Origin of the sequence: Sandarakinorhabdus oryzae, assembly GCF_009733735.1 — a bacterium.
GTDB classification, from domain to species: Bacteria; Pseudomonadota; Alphaproteobacteria; order Sphingomonadales; family Sphingomonadaceae; genus Sandarakinorhabdus; species Sandarakinorhabdus oryzae.
Map to the genome: position 1 here is coordinate 1 of NZ_WNJP01000068.1, position 14,168 is coordinate 14,168.

Below are 14,168 nucleotides of genomic sequence, written 5' to 3' on the forward strand. Positions count from 1 at the left end.
TGGCCGGCGATGGCATCGGCGAGACGGGTGCAGCCGGGGGCGCCGGCACCGGTGCAGAAGCGTGCTGACGCAGCGAGGCCCGGCGTCGCCGCCACCGCCACGCCGGCCAGCGCCGGCGAGCAGAAGATCGCCTTGGCGCCTGAATCCTGCGCGATATAGCCGGCCTCGTCCGCGGTCAGCTTGGTCGACATGGCGACATAGATCAGGCCGGAGCGCTGCGCCGCCCAGCAGATCGGCAGATAGTCGATCTCGTTCAGCATCAGGATGGCGATGCAGTCACCGCGCTGCAGGCCCAGACCGCGCAGCAGGTGCGCGATACGGTTGGATTCGGCCTCCAGCTCGGCATAGGTCAGCACCGCGCCGCTGCCGGCCATGATGATCGCCGGCGTTTCGGGTTGATTGGCGGCGTGATGGAACGGATGCATGGGCTTATCCTTGAATGGGGGCGCGGACCGCGCGGCGGTCCCACCAGATGGCGAGCGCCATGGCGGCGACGAACAGGCTGGCCAAGCCGGTGATGTTGATTGCCAGCTGCGCCCAGCTCAACTTGCCCGCATCAATGAAGAAATAGGCATAATGGCCAGTCTGGCTGCCGACCAGGAGGGCGAACAGGCAATAGACCAAAGGCAGCGGCAGCACCGCCCAGACATGGCGCCATTCCAGTCGGCCGGCCGGGCGCAACGCCAGCCACCACAACGGCCAGGCTACCGGCGCAAAGCGGTGGAAGATGAAATCGATGATCTGGCGCAGCAGCGTGGGCGGGTGATTGAGACCGGCGAGCAGTGTGTTGTAGACGATGCCGACCACCAGGATCCACGCCACGCTCGCCGCCAGCAGCGCCGGATGCGCCGGTCCGCGCGCGCGGCCGATCAGCCCGACATGGCCGGCAATCAGCGCCACCGCGGTGTTGGACCAGATGGTGAACCAGCCATAGAGTTGGCGGATTTCGCTGGCGGGGTCGCGGCCACGCTCGACAATGTCCAGCGTGTACTGCGTCAGCAGCGCCGTGCCGCACAGCACGGCGACGACGACGGCGGCGATGCGCGATCTGCCAGTCAGCCAGAGGTTCATGGCCCTGATTGCTAGCGCAGCCAGCGCCCAGCGCAAAGCCTGTCGCCATTGGGGGGTGGCGCTGATAGGCTGGCATTGGAGAGATTTTGGGGAGAGATTGCCGCCATGCCGGTCCACACCCGCACCTGCCATATCTGCGAAGCCAATTGCGGTTTGCTGATCGAAACCGAAGGCCGGCGGGTGGTGCGCATCACGGGCGACGCCGATGATCCGATCAGCCGAGGCCATATCTGCCCCAAGGGCAATGCCATCGCCGATCTGGAGGCGGACCCTGACCGCCTGACCAGCCCGATGAAGCGGGTCGGTAACGACTGGGTGGCGCTGGATTGGGACACGGCGCTGGCCGAGATCGGCGCGAAGTTTGCCGCGATCCGTGCCGCTGGCGGTGCGGCAGCACTCTATGTCGGCAACCCGACCGCGCATGATTTCGCGCTGGGCATGCAGACCGGTGCGCTGAAGAAGGCGCTGGGCGTGCGCGGGGTCTATTCGGCCTCCACGGTCGATCAGATGCCGCACCAGCTGGCGCAATATTATCTCTATGGCCACAACGCGCTGTTTCCGATCCCGGATATCGAGCGCACGCGCCACCTGGTGATCCTGGGTGGCAATCCGCTCGCCTCCAACGGCAGCGTGTGGACGATCCCCGACGTGAAGCGCCGGATCACCGAGATGCAGGCGCGCGGCGGCAAGCTGACCGTGATTGACCCGCGCCGCAGCGAGACCGCCGGCATCGCCGACGCGCATCATTTCATCCGGCCGGGCAGCGATCCGGCCCTGCTCATCGCGCTGTTGCTGGCGCTGGACGAGGCTGGCCTGGTCCAACCCGGCCGGCTCGCGCCGATGCTGGAGGGCTGGGACGACGCCTGGGCGGCGCTGCGCCAGTTCCGCATCGCCGATCTCGCCCGCGCCTGTGGCTGGGACGTGCCTGCCATCCACGCGCTGGCGGCCGAACTGGGCAATGGCCAGCCCACCGCCATCTATGGCCGCATCGGCGTCTCCACGGCGCCGTTTGGCACGTTGGCGCACTGGCTGATCAACCTGCTCAACATCGCCACCGGCAACCTCGATCGCGAAGGCGGGGTGATGTTCTCTTCGCCCGCCGTCGATGTCGCCGGCAGTTCCGGCCCTGGCAGCCGCGGGCGCTTCTTCAGCCGGGTGAGCGGCCATCCGGAGGTGATGGGCGAGTTTCCGGCCGTGAGCCTGGCTGAGGAGATTGCCACGCCCGGTGAGGGCCAGGTCAAGGCGCTGGTGGTGATCGCCGGCAACCCGGTGCTCTCCGTGCCCGATGGTGGCGCGCTGGAGGCTGCGCTGGATGGCCTGGAACTGCTGGTGTCCGTCGATCCGATGATCACGGCATCGTCGCGGCTGGCACACTATATCCTGCCGCCCTGTCCGCCTCTGGCCAAGGATCATTACCCGCTGCTGCTGGCGCCGATCGCCTTTCGCAACTTCGCCAAATTCTCCCCCGCGCTGTGGGAGCCGCTCGACGGCCAGAAGCGCGACTGGGAGGTGGTGGCCGAGCTGGCGCAGGCGCTGGCCGCCGCCCAGGGCATCAATCTGCCGCCACCGGTACAGCCGCGCGAGCAGCTCGACCGCATGCTGCAAAAGGGCGGCCACAGCCTGGCCGAAGTGATGGCCCACCCCAATGGCCTCGATCTGGGCCCGCACGTGCCGCGCCTGCCCGATCGCCTGTTCACGCCGGGCAAGACCATCCGCTGCGCGCCCGAGGCGGTGATCGCCGATCTGACCGGGCGCTTTGCCGACTGGCTGGCGCGTCAGCCCGAGCCCGGCCTGGTGTTGATCGGCCGCCGCCATATCCGCAGCAACAACAGCTGGCTGGGCAACGCGCCGCGCCTCGCCAAGGGACCGGACAAGTGCATCGTGCTGATCAACCCCGCCGATGCCGCCGCACAAGGCATCGGCGATGGCGACCTGGTGCAGATCAGCAGCGCCGCCGGCACGGTCGCAGCGCCGGCCCGCGTCACCGACGAGATCATGGCCGGGGTCATTTCGCTGCCGCATGGTTTCGGCCATGGCCGGCCGGGCGTGCGGCTGTCGGTGGCAAAGCCGGGGGTGAGCCACAATGACCTGACGCTGCGCACGCGGATCGACGTGCTGTCGGGCACGGCGGCGCTGGTCGGCACGCCGGTGACCATTGGGCCCGCCTTCGCAGTTGCGGCAAGTGGAACGAACGGCTAAAGCGACCGCCTATGTTCAAACTTCCTGATCACAAAGACCGCGCCAAGACCGCCGCCGAAGCCAAGAAGGCCAAGCTGGAAAAGTTCAAGCAGGCCGCCCCCAGCGAGGAGGCCATTGCCGCCGCTCGCCTGCGCGCCGAAAAGCGCGCGCAGAAGGAGGCCGAAGCCAAGGCCGCCCGCGCCGAACGCGCCCGCAAGATGGCCGAGGAACGCGCCGCCAAGGACGCCCAGCGCGAGAAGCAGGCCGAACAGCAGCGCCTGGAAGCGATTTCGCGCGAAGCCGCCCAGAAGGCCGCCCGTGACGCCCGCTACGCCGCCCGCAAGCAGCGCGTGCGATAGGATTTCAGCCCGACGGGGTTGATGACGGCGCCGGTTCTCCGGCGCCGTTTTTCGTTTCAGGTCCTGCGCTGCAAGCACGACAGCCGACCCAACGAAAAAGGGCGGCCACCCTGCCGGATGGCCGCCCTGGTCCCACGTGCGAGCCTGGTGATCAGGCCGGCTTTTTCACATCCGCCCACACCTTGCGGTACGACATATAGCCAAGGCCGGTCATGATGATCAGGAAGATGATCGCGGCCACGCCGGTTTCCTTGCGGTTTTCCAGCTTCGGTTCTGACGCCCAGGTCAGGAAGGCCGAGACATCCTTGGCATATTGGTCAACCGTCTGCGGCGAGCCATCGGTGTAGGCCACCTGGCCATCGGCCGACAGCGGCGGCGGCATGGCAATGTTCACGCTGCGGAAGTAAGGGTTGTAATAGAGCGTGTCCGGCTTGGTCCAACCCTTCGGCACATTGTCCGAATAGCCGGTCAGCAGCGAGTGGACATAGTCCGCACCGCCTTCGCGCGCCTTGATGATCAGCGACAGATCCGGCGGCAAGGCGCCGTTCTGAGCGGCACGGGCCGCCTGCTCGTTCGGATAGATCAGCGGGAACTTGTCGGCCGGCGTGCCCTTGCGGGTGGTCGGCTCGCCATTGTTGTCCAGCGCCGGCATCTCATATTCCGCGGCGATCGCCTTGATCTGGGCTTCGTTGTAGCCAAGGTCAGCCAGGTCGCGGAAGGCGATGCGGTGGATCGAGTGGCAAGCCGAGCAGACTTCCTTGTAAACCTGGAAGCCGCGCTGCAGCTGGCCGCGATCGAAGGTGCCGAAGATCCCCAGATTGCCGGGGCCGTTGTGGGCCCAGGCAATCGCATGCGGATGCTTGTGGAGTTCCTTGGTCATGTCGGGCGCCGCGGCCTCGCGGGGCTGCAAAGCACCCCACAGGACGTTCACGACGAACAGCAGGCCAACGGCAAGGGCGCCGAGACGGATCATGCTTCGTGTCTCCTTATTCGGCCGGCTGCGCGGCGGGCGCAGCGCCACCAGCGGCCTTGCTGCCATATTTGGCCAGCACGGCTTCCGAGATCGAGCCCGGCAGTGGCTTGGTCTTCTCCAGCTTGGAGACGATCGGCAGGATGATGAGGAAGTGGGCGAAATAATAGGCGGTCAGCACCTGGGACAGACGCACCCAGGGCTCTTCCGCCGGCTTGCCGCCGCACACGCCGAGGACGACGGCCACCACCACGAACACCCAGAACAGCAGGCGGCTGAGCGGACGATAGTTGTTGGAACGGACCGGCGACGTGTCCAGCCAGGGCAGCAGGAACAGCAGCAGGATCGACGAGAACATCGCCAGCACGCCCCACAGCTTGGCCGGCACGCCCAGGAAGTCGGTCGTGAAGGCGCGCAGGATGGCGTAGAACGGCCAGAAATACCATTCCGGCACGATGTGCGGCGGCGTCGAGAGCGGGTTGGCCGGGATGTAGTTGTCCGGCTCGCCCAGGCTGTTCGGCATGAAGAAGACGAAGGCCGAGAAGATGATCAGATAGACGCCGAGGCCAACGAAATCCTTCGCTGTGTAATAGGGGTGGAACGGCACGGTGTCGGCTTCCGACTTCACGTCCACACCGGTCGGGTTGTTGGAACCCGGGATGTGCAGCGCCCAAACGTGCAGGATGATCACCCCGAAGATCACGAACGGCAGCAGATAGTGCAGCGAGAAGAAGCGGTTCAGCGTGGCGTTGTCGGGCGAGAAGCCGCCCAGCAGCCAGGTCTGGATCGAGGTGCCGACCACCGGCAGAGCCGAGAACAGACCGGTGATGACCTGCGCGCCCCAGAAGCTCATCTGGCCCCAGACCAGCACATAACCCATGAAGGCGGTGGCCATCATGAGCAGGAAGATGACCAGGCCGAGCATCCACAGCACTTCGCGCGGCGGCTTGTAGGATCCGTAATAGAGACCACGGAAGATGTGGATATAGACCACACCGAAGAAGAAGCTGGCGCCCACGGCGTGCATGTAACGCAGCATCCAGCCGCCGTTGACGTCGCGCATGATGTGCTCGACCGAGTCAAAGGCGATGCCGGTGTTGGCGGCATAGTGCATGGCCAGCACCACGCCAGTGATGATCTGGATCACCAGCGCCACGCCGGCGAGCACGCCGAAATTGTAGAAGGCGTTCAGGTTCTTGGGCGTCGGATAGCCCGGCCCGAGCGCGTTGAACACGAAACGGGTGAGCGGCAGCCGCTCGTCCATCCATTTGCCGACGGCCGAAGTCGGCTGATATTGCTTGGCCCAGGGAAAGCTCATGTCTCTTGTCCTCAGCCGATGGTCACCGACGTGGGCGACTTGAACGTGTAGGGCGGCACTTCGAGATTCTTCGGTGCCGGGCCCTTCCGGACGCGCGCCGCAGTGTCGTAGTGCGAACCGTGGCACGGGCAGAAATAGCCGCCGAAATCACCGCGCGACTCGCCTTCAGCCGCGCCCAGCGGCACGCAGCCGAGGTGGGTGCAGACGCCGAGCGTGATCAGCCACTGCTCGTTGCCGGGCTTGGTGCGGTCTTCCAGCTTCTGCGGATCGCGCAGGGTGGAGATGTCCACCTTCTTGGCGGCGGCGATCTCGTCCGGCGTCAGCTGCCGGGCGAAAATCGGCTTGCCGCGCCAGCTGGCCTTGATGGCCTGGCCGGGCTGCACCGACGACAGGTCGAGATCGACGGAGGCCAGCGCCAGCACGTCGGCCGACGGGTTCATCTGATTGACCAGGCTCCAGGCCACCGGCACGACACCGGCGCCGGCAAAAGCCGCCGTAGCCACATAGAGAAAATCGCGGCGGCGCTCACCGCCGGGTGCAAGATCATCGGCAGCTGTCTGCCGCACGTCGCTAGCCATTTCGTCCCTTCCGGAAATACGATCAGCGGCCGGCAAGCCACCCGGCCTGCCCGCAGGGTCGCCGGGATAGACAAGGCGATGCCGCAACGCAACGAGGAAAAGCCGCACACCCCCCTGACATTTTGGCGCGGCGGCCACTGCCGCCGCGCCTTCCCTGCTGCACTGGGGGGTTTCGCGCTGGCTTTTCCCTGTCTAAAGGCGTGGGCATGATCGAGCTTGATGACCAGCAGAAGGCCGCCCAGGCCTGGTTCCGTTCCCTGCGTGACAGCATCTGGGCGATGCTGGAGCAACTGGAAGATGAATCCGCGCTGCCGGGCGAGGCCGGGCGGTTCGAGAAGCGCGTGTGGAACCGCACCGACCATTCGGGCGGCGATGGTGGCGGCGGCGAAATGGGCATCCTGAAGGGCCGGCTGTTTGAAAAGGCCGGGGTCAACATCTCCACCGTCTATGGCGAGTTCAACCCGGATTTTGCCAAGCAGATCAACGGCGCCGCCGAAGACCCGCGCTTCTTTGCCACTGGCATCAGCCTGGTCATCCACCCGGCCAACCCGCTGGTGCCGGCCGTGCACATGAACACGCGGATGCTGGTGACGACCAAGCGCTGGTTTGGCGGCGGGGTCGATCTCAACCCGGCGCTGCCCGATGATGCCGAGACCGCGGCCTTCCATGCCGCGGTGAAGTCCAGCTGCGATCGGCACAGCCCGGATTATTACCCGGCGCACTCGAAATGGGCGGAGGAGTATTTCTGGGTGCCGCATCGGGGCCGCCATCGCGGCGTTGGCGGCATCTTCTATGACCATTTGAACAGCGGCGACTGGGCGGCGGACTTTGCCTACACCCAGGATGTCGGTCGCTGCTTCCTGGAAACCTATCCCAAGCTGGTGCGCGCCAAGATGCACCAGCCCTTCACCGAGGCGCAGCGCACCCAGCAGCTGAAATATCGCGGGCTCTATGCCGAGTTCAACCTGGTCTATGACCGTGGCACCACCTTCGGTTTGAAGACCGGCGGCAACACCGATGCCATCTTGATGAGCCTGCCGCCGCTGGCCATCTGGGAATGAGCGAGCGCGCCCGAAGGACTCCCTTGACCGGCGGCTCCATGGTAGCGTCGCGGGTGATCGCGGTGCCGGCCGGGCACATCGCCACCATCGTCACCTGCCTCGAGATGCGCGAACCACCGGCCCCTGCCCTGCCGGTCAAGTCCGCGCTCAAGCTGGAGCGCTGGACGGCGCCAGTCGATCTTGACCGCTATCGGGCGCTGTTCCGCGCCATCGGCCAGCCCTGGCTGTGGCGTGGTCGGCTGGTGCTGGATGATGCGGCGCTGGCGGCCACGCTTGGGGCGCCCACGCTTGAAGTGCTTGTCGCGTGCCGGCGCGATGGCACCCCGCAGGGCCTGCTCGAGCTGGATTTTGCTGACGACGGCCAGTGTGAGCTGGCCTATGTCGGGCTGGTGCCGGAACTGACCGGGCGCGGCCATGGCGCCTGGCTGATGGGCCATGCCTTGAAACGGGCCTGGCAGGGACAGCCGAACCGCCCGCCGATCACCCGCGTGTGGGTGCACACCTGCGATCTTGATCACCCTGGCGCGCTGGCCTTTTACCAGCGCCACGGCTTCCGGCCCTATGAGCGGCTGGTCGAGATTTATGAGGACCCGCGGGCCAGCGGCCTTTATCCGGCCGACACTGCGCCAGGCGTGCCGCTGCTCTGACAGAAAGACGGCCGCCCTCGGGTGAGGACGGCCGCCTTTCAGTGGAAATCGGATCAGGCCGCGGCGCCGCGGCGCCTTTGTTATGCCGCAGCAACGCGGCGGCGGCGCATCGTGGCGCCGGTCAGGCCGAAGCCGGCGATGAGCAGGGCCCAGCTCGACGGTTCCGGGACGGCGCCGGCGATGAAGTCGCGGTGCAGATAGATCGGCACGGCGCCCTTGAACTGGCCAAAGCGGTTGGCCGATTCGTCGTCGCGATACCAGAGCGCGAAGCTGTGCACGGCCACGAGCTTGCCATCGACGAAATAGGAGCCACCGGAATCGCCACCAGCACCAATGCCTTCAAAGGCACCCAGGCCCTGGTCGCAATACTTGCTGCTGCTGAAGACCGCCTTGCTGAAGATGCCCGGCGCGCCAGCCGACTCGAACGACGCCAGGTTGCAGCTGTTGTCGCGGAAGGCAGTGCCGTTGTCGAAATCCGAGATCCAGACATGGTTGGTATCAGCGCCACCGAAGGCATTGTCGAAATAGCCTTCGAAATCGGGATCGCCGAAGCGGAAATCGAAGCGGTTGCCGGCATAGCGCAGCCGGCCGACACCCAGGCCAAAGGCGCCGAGCGTGCCGTTGGTGCCACCCGACGTGGAGCGCGAGCCATAGCCGGCGATGATGTGATCAAGCCCGGTCAGATCGTTGAGATCCGACAGCTTGGCCGGCGTGACAAAATCCGGCGCCGCCTGGTTCAGGCGGAGCACGGCGATGTCGTTCTGATCGACGACCTGGCCGGTGTAGAGCTTGTTGACCGCGATGTAGCCGACCGAGCGGGTCACGGTGCCAGGCTGATTGGCATAGACCGCGATATCGTTGTCGGAGCTGTTGAAGAACACCGTGGTCGACAGCGGGCGATCCTTGCCGCCATCCGACACGCAGTGCGCGGCGGTCACCACCGACGTGGCGTTGATCAGCGTGCCCGAGCACACGAACGCGCCAGCCGCGCCATAATCCATCAGGATGCCGACGGTGCTGCGATATTGGGCCTGATTCGGCACATAGATCGGGTTGCCGCCGGCCACGACGGTGGCGGTCGACGTCTGCCCGATCACATCGTGGGCAAACTGCCAATCGGCCATGTTGACCTTGGGAAGCTCGGCCTGGGCGGCGGATGCGCCGGCCGCCAGTGCCATCAGGGCGCCAGCCTGCGCCACTGCACGAAACTCAACCATGATTACCCCCTTGTAATAACGCAACGATGAACAGGATATTTCCCAAAGCTAAACACAATGCAAGCGTAACTTTGGTGGGGATTCACAAAACCGCAAAATTGGTTCAGCTGCGGTTGGGCGCGAGCAACCGGTAGGCCGCGGCGCCGGCCGCGCCGATGCCGACGGTCACGAAGCAATTGCCAATGCCGGGCATCAGTGCGTGCAGGAAATTGCCGACCGAGGGCGCGCCGAGGAAGCGTGCCACCACGTCAAGCACGGCACCGGCACCTTCCGCCATCAGACCGATCCCGATCGCACCAAACAGGCCCAGCACGAGGAAGATGGTGAGCGGCAGGCTGTTGCCGGCGGTGAGCGCCCAGCAGCGCTGGACCAGCTGCAGCGGCGCTGCCGGCTCGTTAAGCACAACGGCGCCGGACAGGAACAGGAACCGCCCGAACAGCCAGAGGCCGGGCAGGATGACGAGCAGCAGGCCCAGCCCGACCGGCAGCGCCATCATCACCTGCGCCAGCGCAAACAGCGGAAAGGCCGCAACTGCGGCATTGAGCGAATCGCGCGGCGTCAGGTCACGGCGTAGCACCAGGTGGGTGGCGGCAAGCTGGCCGAAGGCGGCAACGAGGCTGGGCAGCGCCAGACCGATCAGCAGCTGCTGGTTGCTGATCTTGGCCAGGCTGGTCGCCGGTTCCGGTCCGAACAGGTCGATCGCCACCACCGGCAGGATGGTGAATGGCGCCACCATGAAGAACAGACGCCCCAGATCAGACATCATGGCCGTGGCCATGGCGTCCCACAGGCCGGAAGCGGAAAGTGTCTGCGCGTGTGGCTGTGGCAAGTCGTGCGGCCCGGCCGGCTCAGGCCGCCGGCTTGACGCCGGCCTCGGCCACGAGTGCCTGCAGTTCACCGGCCTGGAACATCTCCATCATGATGTCGCTGCCGCCGACGAATTCGCCCTTCACATAGAGCTGGGGGATGGTCGGCCAGTCGCTGTATTCCTTGATGGCCTGGCGGATTTCCATGTCGGCCAGCACGTCGACGCTTTCGAAGGCGACATTCAGCCGCTCGAGGATGGCGACTGCGGTGGAGGAAAAGCCGCACTGCGGGAAAAAGGGCGTGCCCTTCATGAACAGCACGACGTCGTTGCTGTTGACGATATCGGCGATACGCGCGTGGGTGGGATTGGTCATCGGGGACTTCCTTGGCAAGCTGCGCGGACGTTCAGGCCGCAACCGTGGTCAATTTGAGAGCGTGCAGCGCACCCCCCATGCGCCCACCCAGAGCATTATACACCAGCCGCTGCTGCGCAACCCTGGTCAGCCCGGCGAACTGTGGCGCGGTCACGACGGCAGCATAATGATCGCCGTCACCGGCCAGATCGGTGATCTCCACACGCGCGCCGGGCAACGCTGCCAGGATCGCCGATTCGATGTCGGCCGCCGCCATCGGCATCAGGCGTCTCCGCTGATCTGGTGTTCGGCCTGGGCCAGTTTCTCCAGCAGCATCGCCTTGATGTCGTTCACGCCGACGCCCAGGCCAGAAAGATCGCCGTGCAGCTTGGCGATGATGTCATCGTCCCCCGGTGTTTCCAGGTCAGACAGCACGACCGTCTTGGCATAATCCTCAGCCGCGGCACCTTCCTTGCCCAGCTTGGCTGCCGCCCACAGGCCGATCAGCTTGTCGCGGCGGGCCAGGATGCGAAAGCGGGTTTCGGCATCGTGGGCGAACTTGTTCTCGAAGGCATTCTCGCGGCTGTCGAAGGTCGTCATTCGTCGTGCTCCCAGGCGGGTCAGGCCTTCCAGATAGGGAAGCTGAGCCGGCTGTTCAATCATTGTGTGCTCGCCGCTTTGCGGCTATGGGCACTCCCCCGCGCCTGACCGCCATGCTAGGCTGGTCGGGCGCTGCTGCATTGCCGGCGGTGGCCCAGGCCTGCCGCCCTCGAACGGCCAGAGAAAGGCATCCCATGACCCGCCGTCGCCAGATCTACGAAGGCAAGGCCAAGATCCTGTATGAAGGCCCGGAACCGGGCACGCTCATCCAGTATTTCAAGGATGATGCCACGGCCTTCAATGCCCAGAAAAAGGGCACGATCAGCGGCAAGGGCGTGCTCAACAACCGCATTTCAGAACATGTCTTCACGCTGCTGGCCATGATCGGCATCCCCACCCACTTCATCCGCCGTCTCAACATGCGCGAGCAGCTGGTGCGCCAGGTGGAGATCATCCCGATCGAGGTGGTGGTGCGCAACGTCGCGGCCGGCAGCATTTCCAAGCGCTTCGGCATCGAGGAAGGCACCATGCTGCCGCGCACCATCCTCGAATATTATTACAAGGATGATTCGCTCGGCGATCCGCTGGTGAGCGACGAGCATATCGCCGCGTTCGGCTGGGCCAGCCAGGACGAGATGCACGACATCGCCGACATGGCGATCCGCGTGAACGACTTCATGGCCGGCATGTTCGCCGCTGTCGGCATCCGCCTTGTGGATTTCAAGCTGGAATTCGGCCGACTGTTCGACGGCGAGTTCAGCCGGGTGATCCTGGCCGACGAGATCAGCCCCGATGGTTGCCGCCTGTGGGACATGAAGACCGGCGACAAGATGGACAAGGACCGGTTCCGCCGCGATCTGGGCGGCGAGGTCGAGGCCTATCAGGAAGTCGCCCGTCGCCTGGGCCTGTTGACCGAGGACGAGCCGGCCGTGCTCGACCTGGAAGAGCACAGGAAGGCGCGCGGGAAGGAAAAGCCGGCAACCCCCGAATAGGGCTTCACGCCCAGCGCACCGGTTCGATCCGGCGCACCACCAGGCCAAAGATGATCGTTCCGGCGCCAACAATGGCGGCGGTGACGATGAAGGCCGGGCGGTAACCAGCGGCATCGACGATGATGCCGGTCATCACCGGGCCGATCACGCCCGACAGATTGCCCAGGCTGGTCTGCACCCCCACCCAACGCCCCGCCGATGCCGGTCCCGCCATGGTCTGGCCGATGACGAACAGCAGGTTGGGCACCGGGCCATAGCCAAAACCGGTGACCGCGATCAGCCCGATCAGCGGCAGCCAGCCCTGGATGTCGGGCAGCAACAGCAGGCCGGTGACGCAGGCGGCCACCGAACCGAACAGCATGCGGCGCCGCCAGACCGAGCCGTCACCGCCCGCCCGGATCGCCCGATCGATGGCCCAGGCGCTGAGCGTGCCGCCCGCAATCTGCGCGACATAGAAGACCGAGGTGAGCAGGCTCATGTCGATGATCGAGAAGCCGCGCGCCTTGACCAGCCACAGCGGCAGCCAGCCAACGATGAAATAGAGCGGGAAGGTCGCGGCCAGATGCAGCAGCGTGGTCGCCCAGAAACCGGGCTGGCGCAGCACGGCGGCCAGCGGGGTGGCCGCTTCGGTGGTGGGCGTCGTCTTGCCCTCGCCTTCCTCGATGCCGGCGCGGGCCAGCCACCAGGGCAGCAGCCAGACCAGGGTAATGAGGCCGAAGATGATGAACATCTCCTGCCAGCCCCACAGCTTCATGATGACACCGCCGCCCAGCGTGCCGATCAGCGGACCAACGGCGAGCCCGCCCGACAGCGAGATATTGGCCAGCCCGCGCGCGCCTTCCGGCACCCGCGCGATCAGCTTCGAGCCGCAGGGAAAGGCCACGCCCTCGCCCAGGCCCATCAGCAGGCGCAGCATGATCAGGAAGGTGACACCGCCGGCCGCGCTGACAAAGCCCATGCCGATCGTGGCCAGCGCCCAGGTGCCGACGCCCAGCGCCATCAGCACGCGCACGCTCATCCGGTCGGCCAGCCAGCCGGCCAGCGCCAGGGCCGGCACATAGCTCCAGTAGAAACTGGAGACGATCACGCCATAGCGTTCGTTGGTAAGGCCAAATTCGTCCTTGATCAGCGGCGCCGCCACGCTCACCGCGCCGCGATCGATATAGTTCAAGGCGATGGCCGCGCCGATCAGGATGATCGCCCACCGCAACGGACGTGACAGCATGAACTTCTCCCCGTCCGGCACAGTGGCGGGGCGGCTCCGGCCCGTCAACTGGCCCATGGCGCGCCCTGCCCGCCTGCGGCAGACTGGGCAACATGCTGATCCGCATCCTTGATCCTGCCACCGATGCCGGCCTGCTGCCTGGCCTTGCCGCCATGATGGTGGAGGCGGTGGCCGGCGGTGCCTCGATCGGCTTCATGGCCGGCTTTGACCAGTCACAGTCGCTGGACTGGTGGCAGGGCCGGTTCGCGGCAGCCGCGCGCGGCGAGATGATCATCCTGGTGGCGCAGGATGATCAGGGCGTGGCCGGCACGGTGACGCTGGTGCCTGCCACCATGCCCAACCAGCCGCACCGCGCCGATGTCGCCAAGATGATGGTGGCGGCCCGGGCGCAACGCCTGGGCCTGGGCGCGGCCCTGCTGTCAGCCGTGGAGCATGTCGCCTTCAGCCAGGGGCGCACCACGCTGGTGCTCGACACGATCAGCGGATCGACCGCGGCACGGCTTTATGAGCGCTGCGGGTGGGAAAAGGTGGGCGACATCCCGGCCTATGCGCTGATGCCCGACGGCGCGATGGCGCCCACCACATATTACACGAAACGGCTCGCCTGATTAATTGCTGCCCAACACGATCAGTGCCGCAATCCCGCCAAAAGTGACCAGCGCCGCGGTGAGCGGCCAGAACAGGCCCGGCGCCTTCACCGGCGCGGCAGCAGCTACTGTCGGCGTGGCGGCGGCCATCAAGGGCATGGGTGCCGCGGCGGGTGCCGGCGGCGGTGGCGGTGGCGGGGGCGGC

At 66.0% G+C, this 14,168-nt stretch carries 17 protein-coding genes and 2 pseudogenes; 6 read left to right on the forward strand and 13 right to left on the reverse strand.

Annotated features, from left to right (window positions below):
- Window positions 1-425 (reverse strand): AMP-binding protein (locus GJ693_RS08415; protein WP_156255866.1); only part of this gene is annotated, 425 nt, incomplete at its 3' end.
- Between the two features lie 4 nt (window positions 426-429).
- Window positions 430-1,071, reverse strand: coding sequence for a Pr6Pr family membrane protein (locus GJ693_RS08420; RefSeq protein ID WP_156255867.1), 642 nt, complete (start codon window positions 1,069-1,071; stop codon window positions 430-432).
- Between the two features lie 105 nt (window positions 1,072-1,176).
- Between GJ693_RS08420 and GJ693_RS08425 the strand changes: the two genes are divergently transcribed.
- Window positions 1,177-3,270 (forward strand): molybdopterin dinucleotide binding domain-containing protein, encoded by a 2,094-nt coding sequence (locus GJ693_RS08425; protein ID WP_156255868.1) that lies wholly within the window; start codon window positions 1,177-1,179, stop codon window positions 3,268-3,270.
- Between the two features lie 11 nt (window positions 3,271-3,281).
- Window positions 3,282-3,608 carry a DUF6481 family protein gene (locus tag GJ693_RS08430; protein ID WP_156255869.1) on the forward strand — a complete coding sequence of 109 codons (327 nt, stop codon included), beginning with the start codon at window positions 3,282-3,284 and terminating at the stop codon, window positions 3,606-3,608.
- A 151-nt stretch (window positions 3,609-3,759) separates the two neighbouring features.
- On the opposite strand, the gene GJ693_RS08435 is transcribed toward GJ693_RS08430, so the two are convergent.
- Genes GJ693_RS08435 through petA form a run of 3 tightly spaced genes read right to left on the reverse strand, consistent with a single transcriptional unit; the run spans window position 3,760 to window position 6,474 of the window.
- Window positions 3,760-4,581 carry a cytochrome c1 gene (locus GJ693_RS08435; protein ID WP_156255870.1) on the reverse strand — a complete coding sequence of 274 codons (822 nt, stop codon included), beginning with the start codon at window positions 4,579-4,581 and terminating at the stop codon, window positions 3,760-3,762.
- 13 nt (window positions 4,582-4,594) lie between these two features.
- Complete coding sequence (locus GJ693_RS08440; protein ID WP_156255871.1) at window positions 4,595-5,896, reverse strand: cytochrome b; 1,302 nt, start codon at window positions 5,894-5,896, stop codon at window positions 4,595-4,597.
- A gap of 11 nt (window positions 5,897-5,907) precedes the next feature.
- Window positions 5,908-6,474 (reverse strand): ubiquinol-cytochrome c reductase iron-sulfur subunit, encoded by a 567-nt coding sequence (gene petA, locus GJ693_RS08445; RefSeq protein ID WP_156255872.1) that lies wholly within the window; start codon window positions 6,472-6,474, stop codon window positions 5,908-5,910.
- A gap of 206 nt (window positions 6,475-6,680) precedes the next feature.
- Here petA and hemF point away from each other — a divergent pair, with 206 nt between their 5' ends.
- Entirely contained in the window at window positions 6,681-7,535 is an 855-nt protein-coding gene (gene hemF, locus GJ693_RS08450; RefSeq protein WP_156255873.1) for an oxygen-dependent coproporphyrinogen oxidase, read from the forward strand.
- Between the two features lie 38 nt (window positions 7,536-7,573).
- Window positions 7,574-8,182 (forward strand): GNAT family N-acetyltransferase, encoded by a 609-nt coding sequence (locus tag GJ693_RS08455; protein WP_156255881.1) that lies wholly within the window; start codon window positions 7,574-7,576, stop codon window positions 8,180-8,182.
- A gap of 80 nt (window positions 8,183-8,262) precedes the next feature.
- On the opposite strand, the pseudogene GJ693_RS17720 reads toward GJ693_RS08455, so the two are convergent.
- The 6 genes and pseudogenes from GJ693_RS17720 to GJ693_RS08480 all read right to left on the reverse strand — a co-directional run.
- Window positions 8,263-8,355: pseudogene (locus GJ693_RS17720) on the reverse strand (PEPxxWA-CTERM sorting domain-containing protein); the annotation flags it as partial.
- A 450-nt stretch (window positions 8,356-8,805) separates the two neighbouring features.
- Window positions 8,806-9,399, reverse strand: a pseudogene (locus GJ693_RS17725) (trypsin-like serine protease); the annotation flags it as partial.
- Window positions 9,400-9,502: 103 nt separating this feature from the next.
- Window positions 9,503-10,165, reverse strand: coding sequence for a hypothetical protein (locus GJ693_RS08465; RefSeq protein ID WP_156255874.1), 663 nt, complete (start codon window positions 10,163-10,165; stop codon window positions 9,503-9,505).
- Between the two features lie 82 nt (window positions 10,166-10,247).
- Window positions 10,248-10,580, reverse strand: a complete 333-nt coding sequence (gene grxD / locus GJ693_RS08470) for a Grx4 family monothiol glutaredoxin (protein ID WP_156255875.1) — start codon at window positions 10,578-10,580, stop codon at window positions 10,248-10,250.
- A 31-nt stretch (window positions 10,581-10,611) separates the two neighbouring features.
- Window positions 10,612-10,842, reverse strand: a complete 231-nt coding sequence (locus GJ693_RS08475) for a BolA/IbaG family iron-sulfur metabolism protein (protein ID WP_156255876.1) — start codon at window positions 10,840-10,842, stop codon at window positions 10,612-10,614.
- A complete protein-coding gene (locus tag GJ693_RS08480) occupies window positions 10,842-11,159 on the reverse strand; it encodes a DUF1476 domain-containing protein (protein WP_156255877.1) in 318 nt (105 codons plus the stop codon). Before GJ693_RS08480 ends, GJ693_RS08475 begins: the two co-directional genes overlap by 1 nt.
- 194 nt (window positions 11,160-11,353) lie before the next feature.
- Here GJ693_RS08480 and purC point away from each other — a divergent pair, with 194 nt between their 5' ends.
- Window positions 11,354-12,151: a phosphoribosylaminoimidazolesuccinocarboxamide synthase gene (gene purC / locus GJ693_RS08485; protein ID WP_156255878.1), complete on the forward strand. Its 798-nt coding sequence runs from the start codon at window positions 11,354-11,356 to the stop codon at window positions 12,149-12,151.
- A gap of 4 nt (window positions 12,152-12,155) precedes the next feature.
- On the opposite strand, the gene GJ693_RS08490 is transcribed toward purC, so the two are convergent.
- Window positions 12,156-13,376, reverse strand: a complete 1,221-nt coding sequence (locus tag GJ693_RS08490; protein WP_197042061.1) for an MFS transporter — start codon at window positions 13,374-13,376, stop codon at window positions 12,156-12,158.
- 92 nt (window positions 13,377-13,468) lie between these two features.
- On the opposite strand from GJ693_RS08490, the gene GJ693_RS08495 reads away from it, so the two are divergent.
- Window positions 13,469-13,984 carry a GNAT family N-acetyltransferase gene (locus GJ693_RS08495; protein ID WP_156255880.1) on the forward strand — a complete coding sequence of 172 codons (516 nt, stop codon included), beginning with the start codon at window positions 13,469-13,471 and terminating at the stop codon, window positions 13,982-13,984.
- On the opposite strand, the gene GJ693_RS17390 is transcribed toward GJ693_RS08495, so the two are convergent.
- The coding region (locus GJ693_RS17390) for a hypothetical protein (RefSeq protein ID WP_207789956.1) at window positions 13,985-14,168 on the reverse strand (184 nt) is incomplete at its 5' end.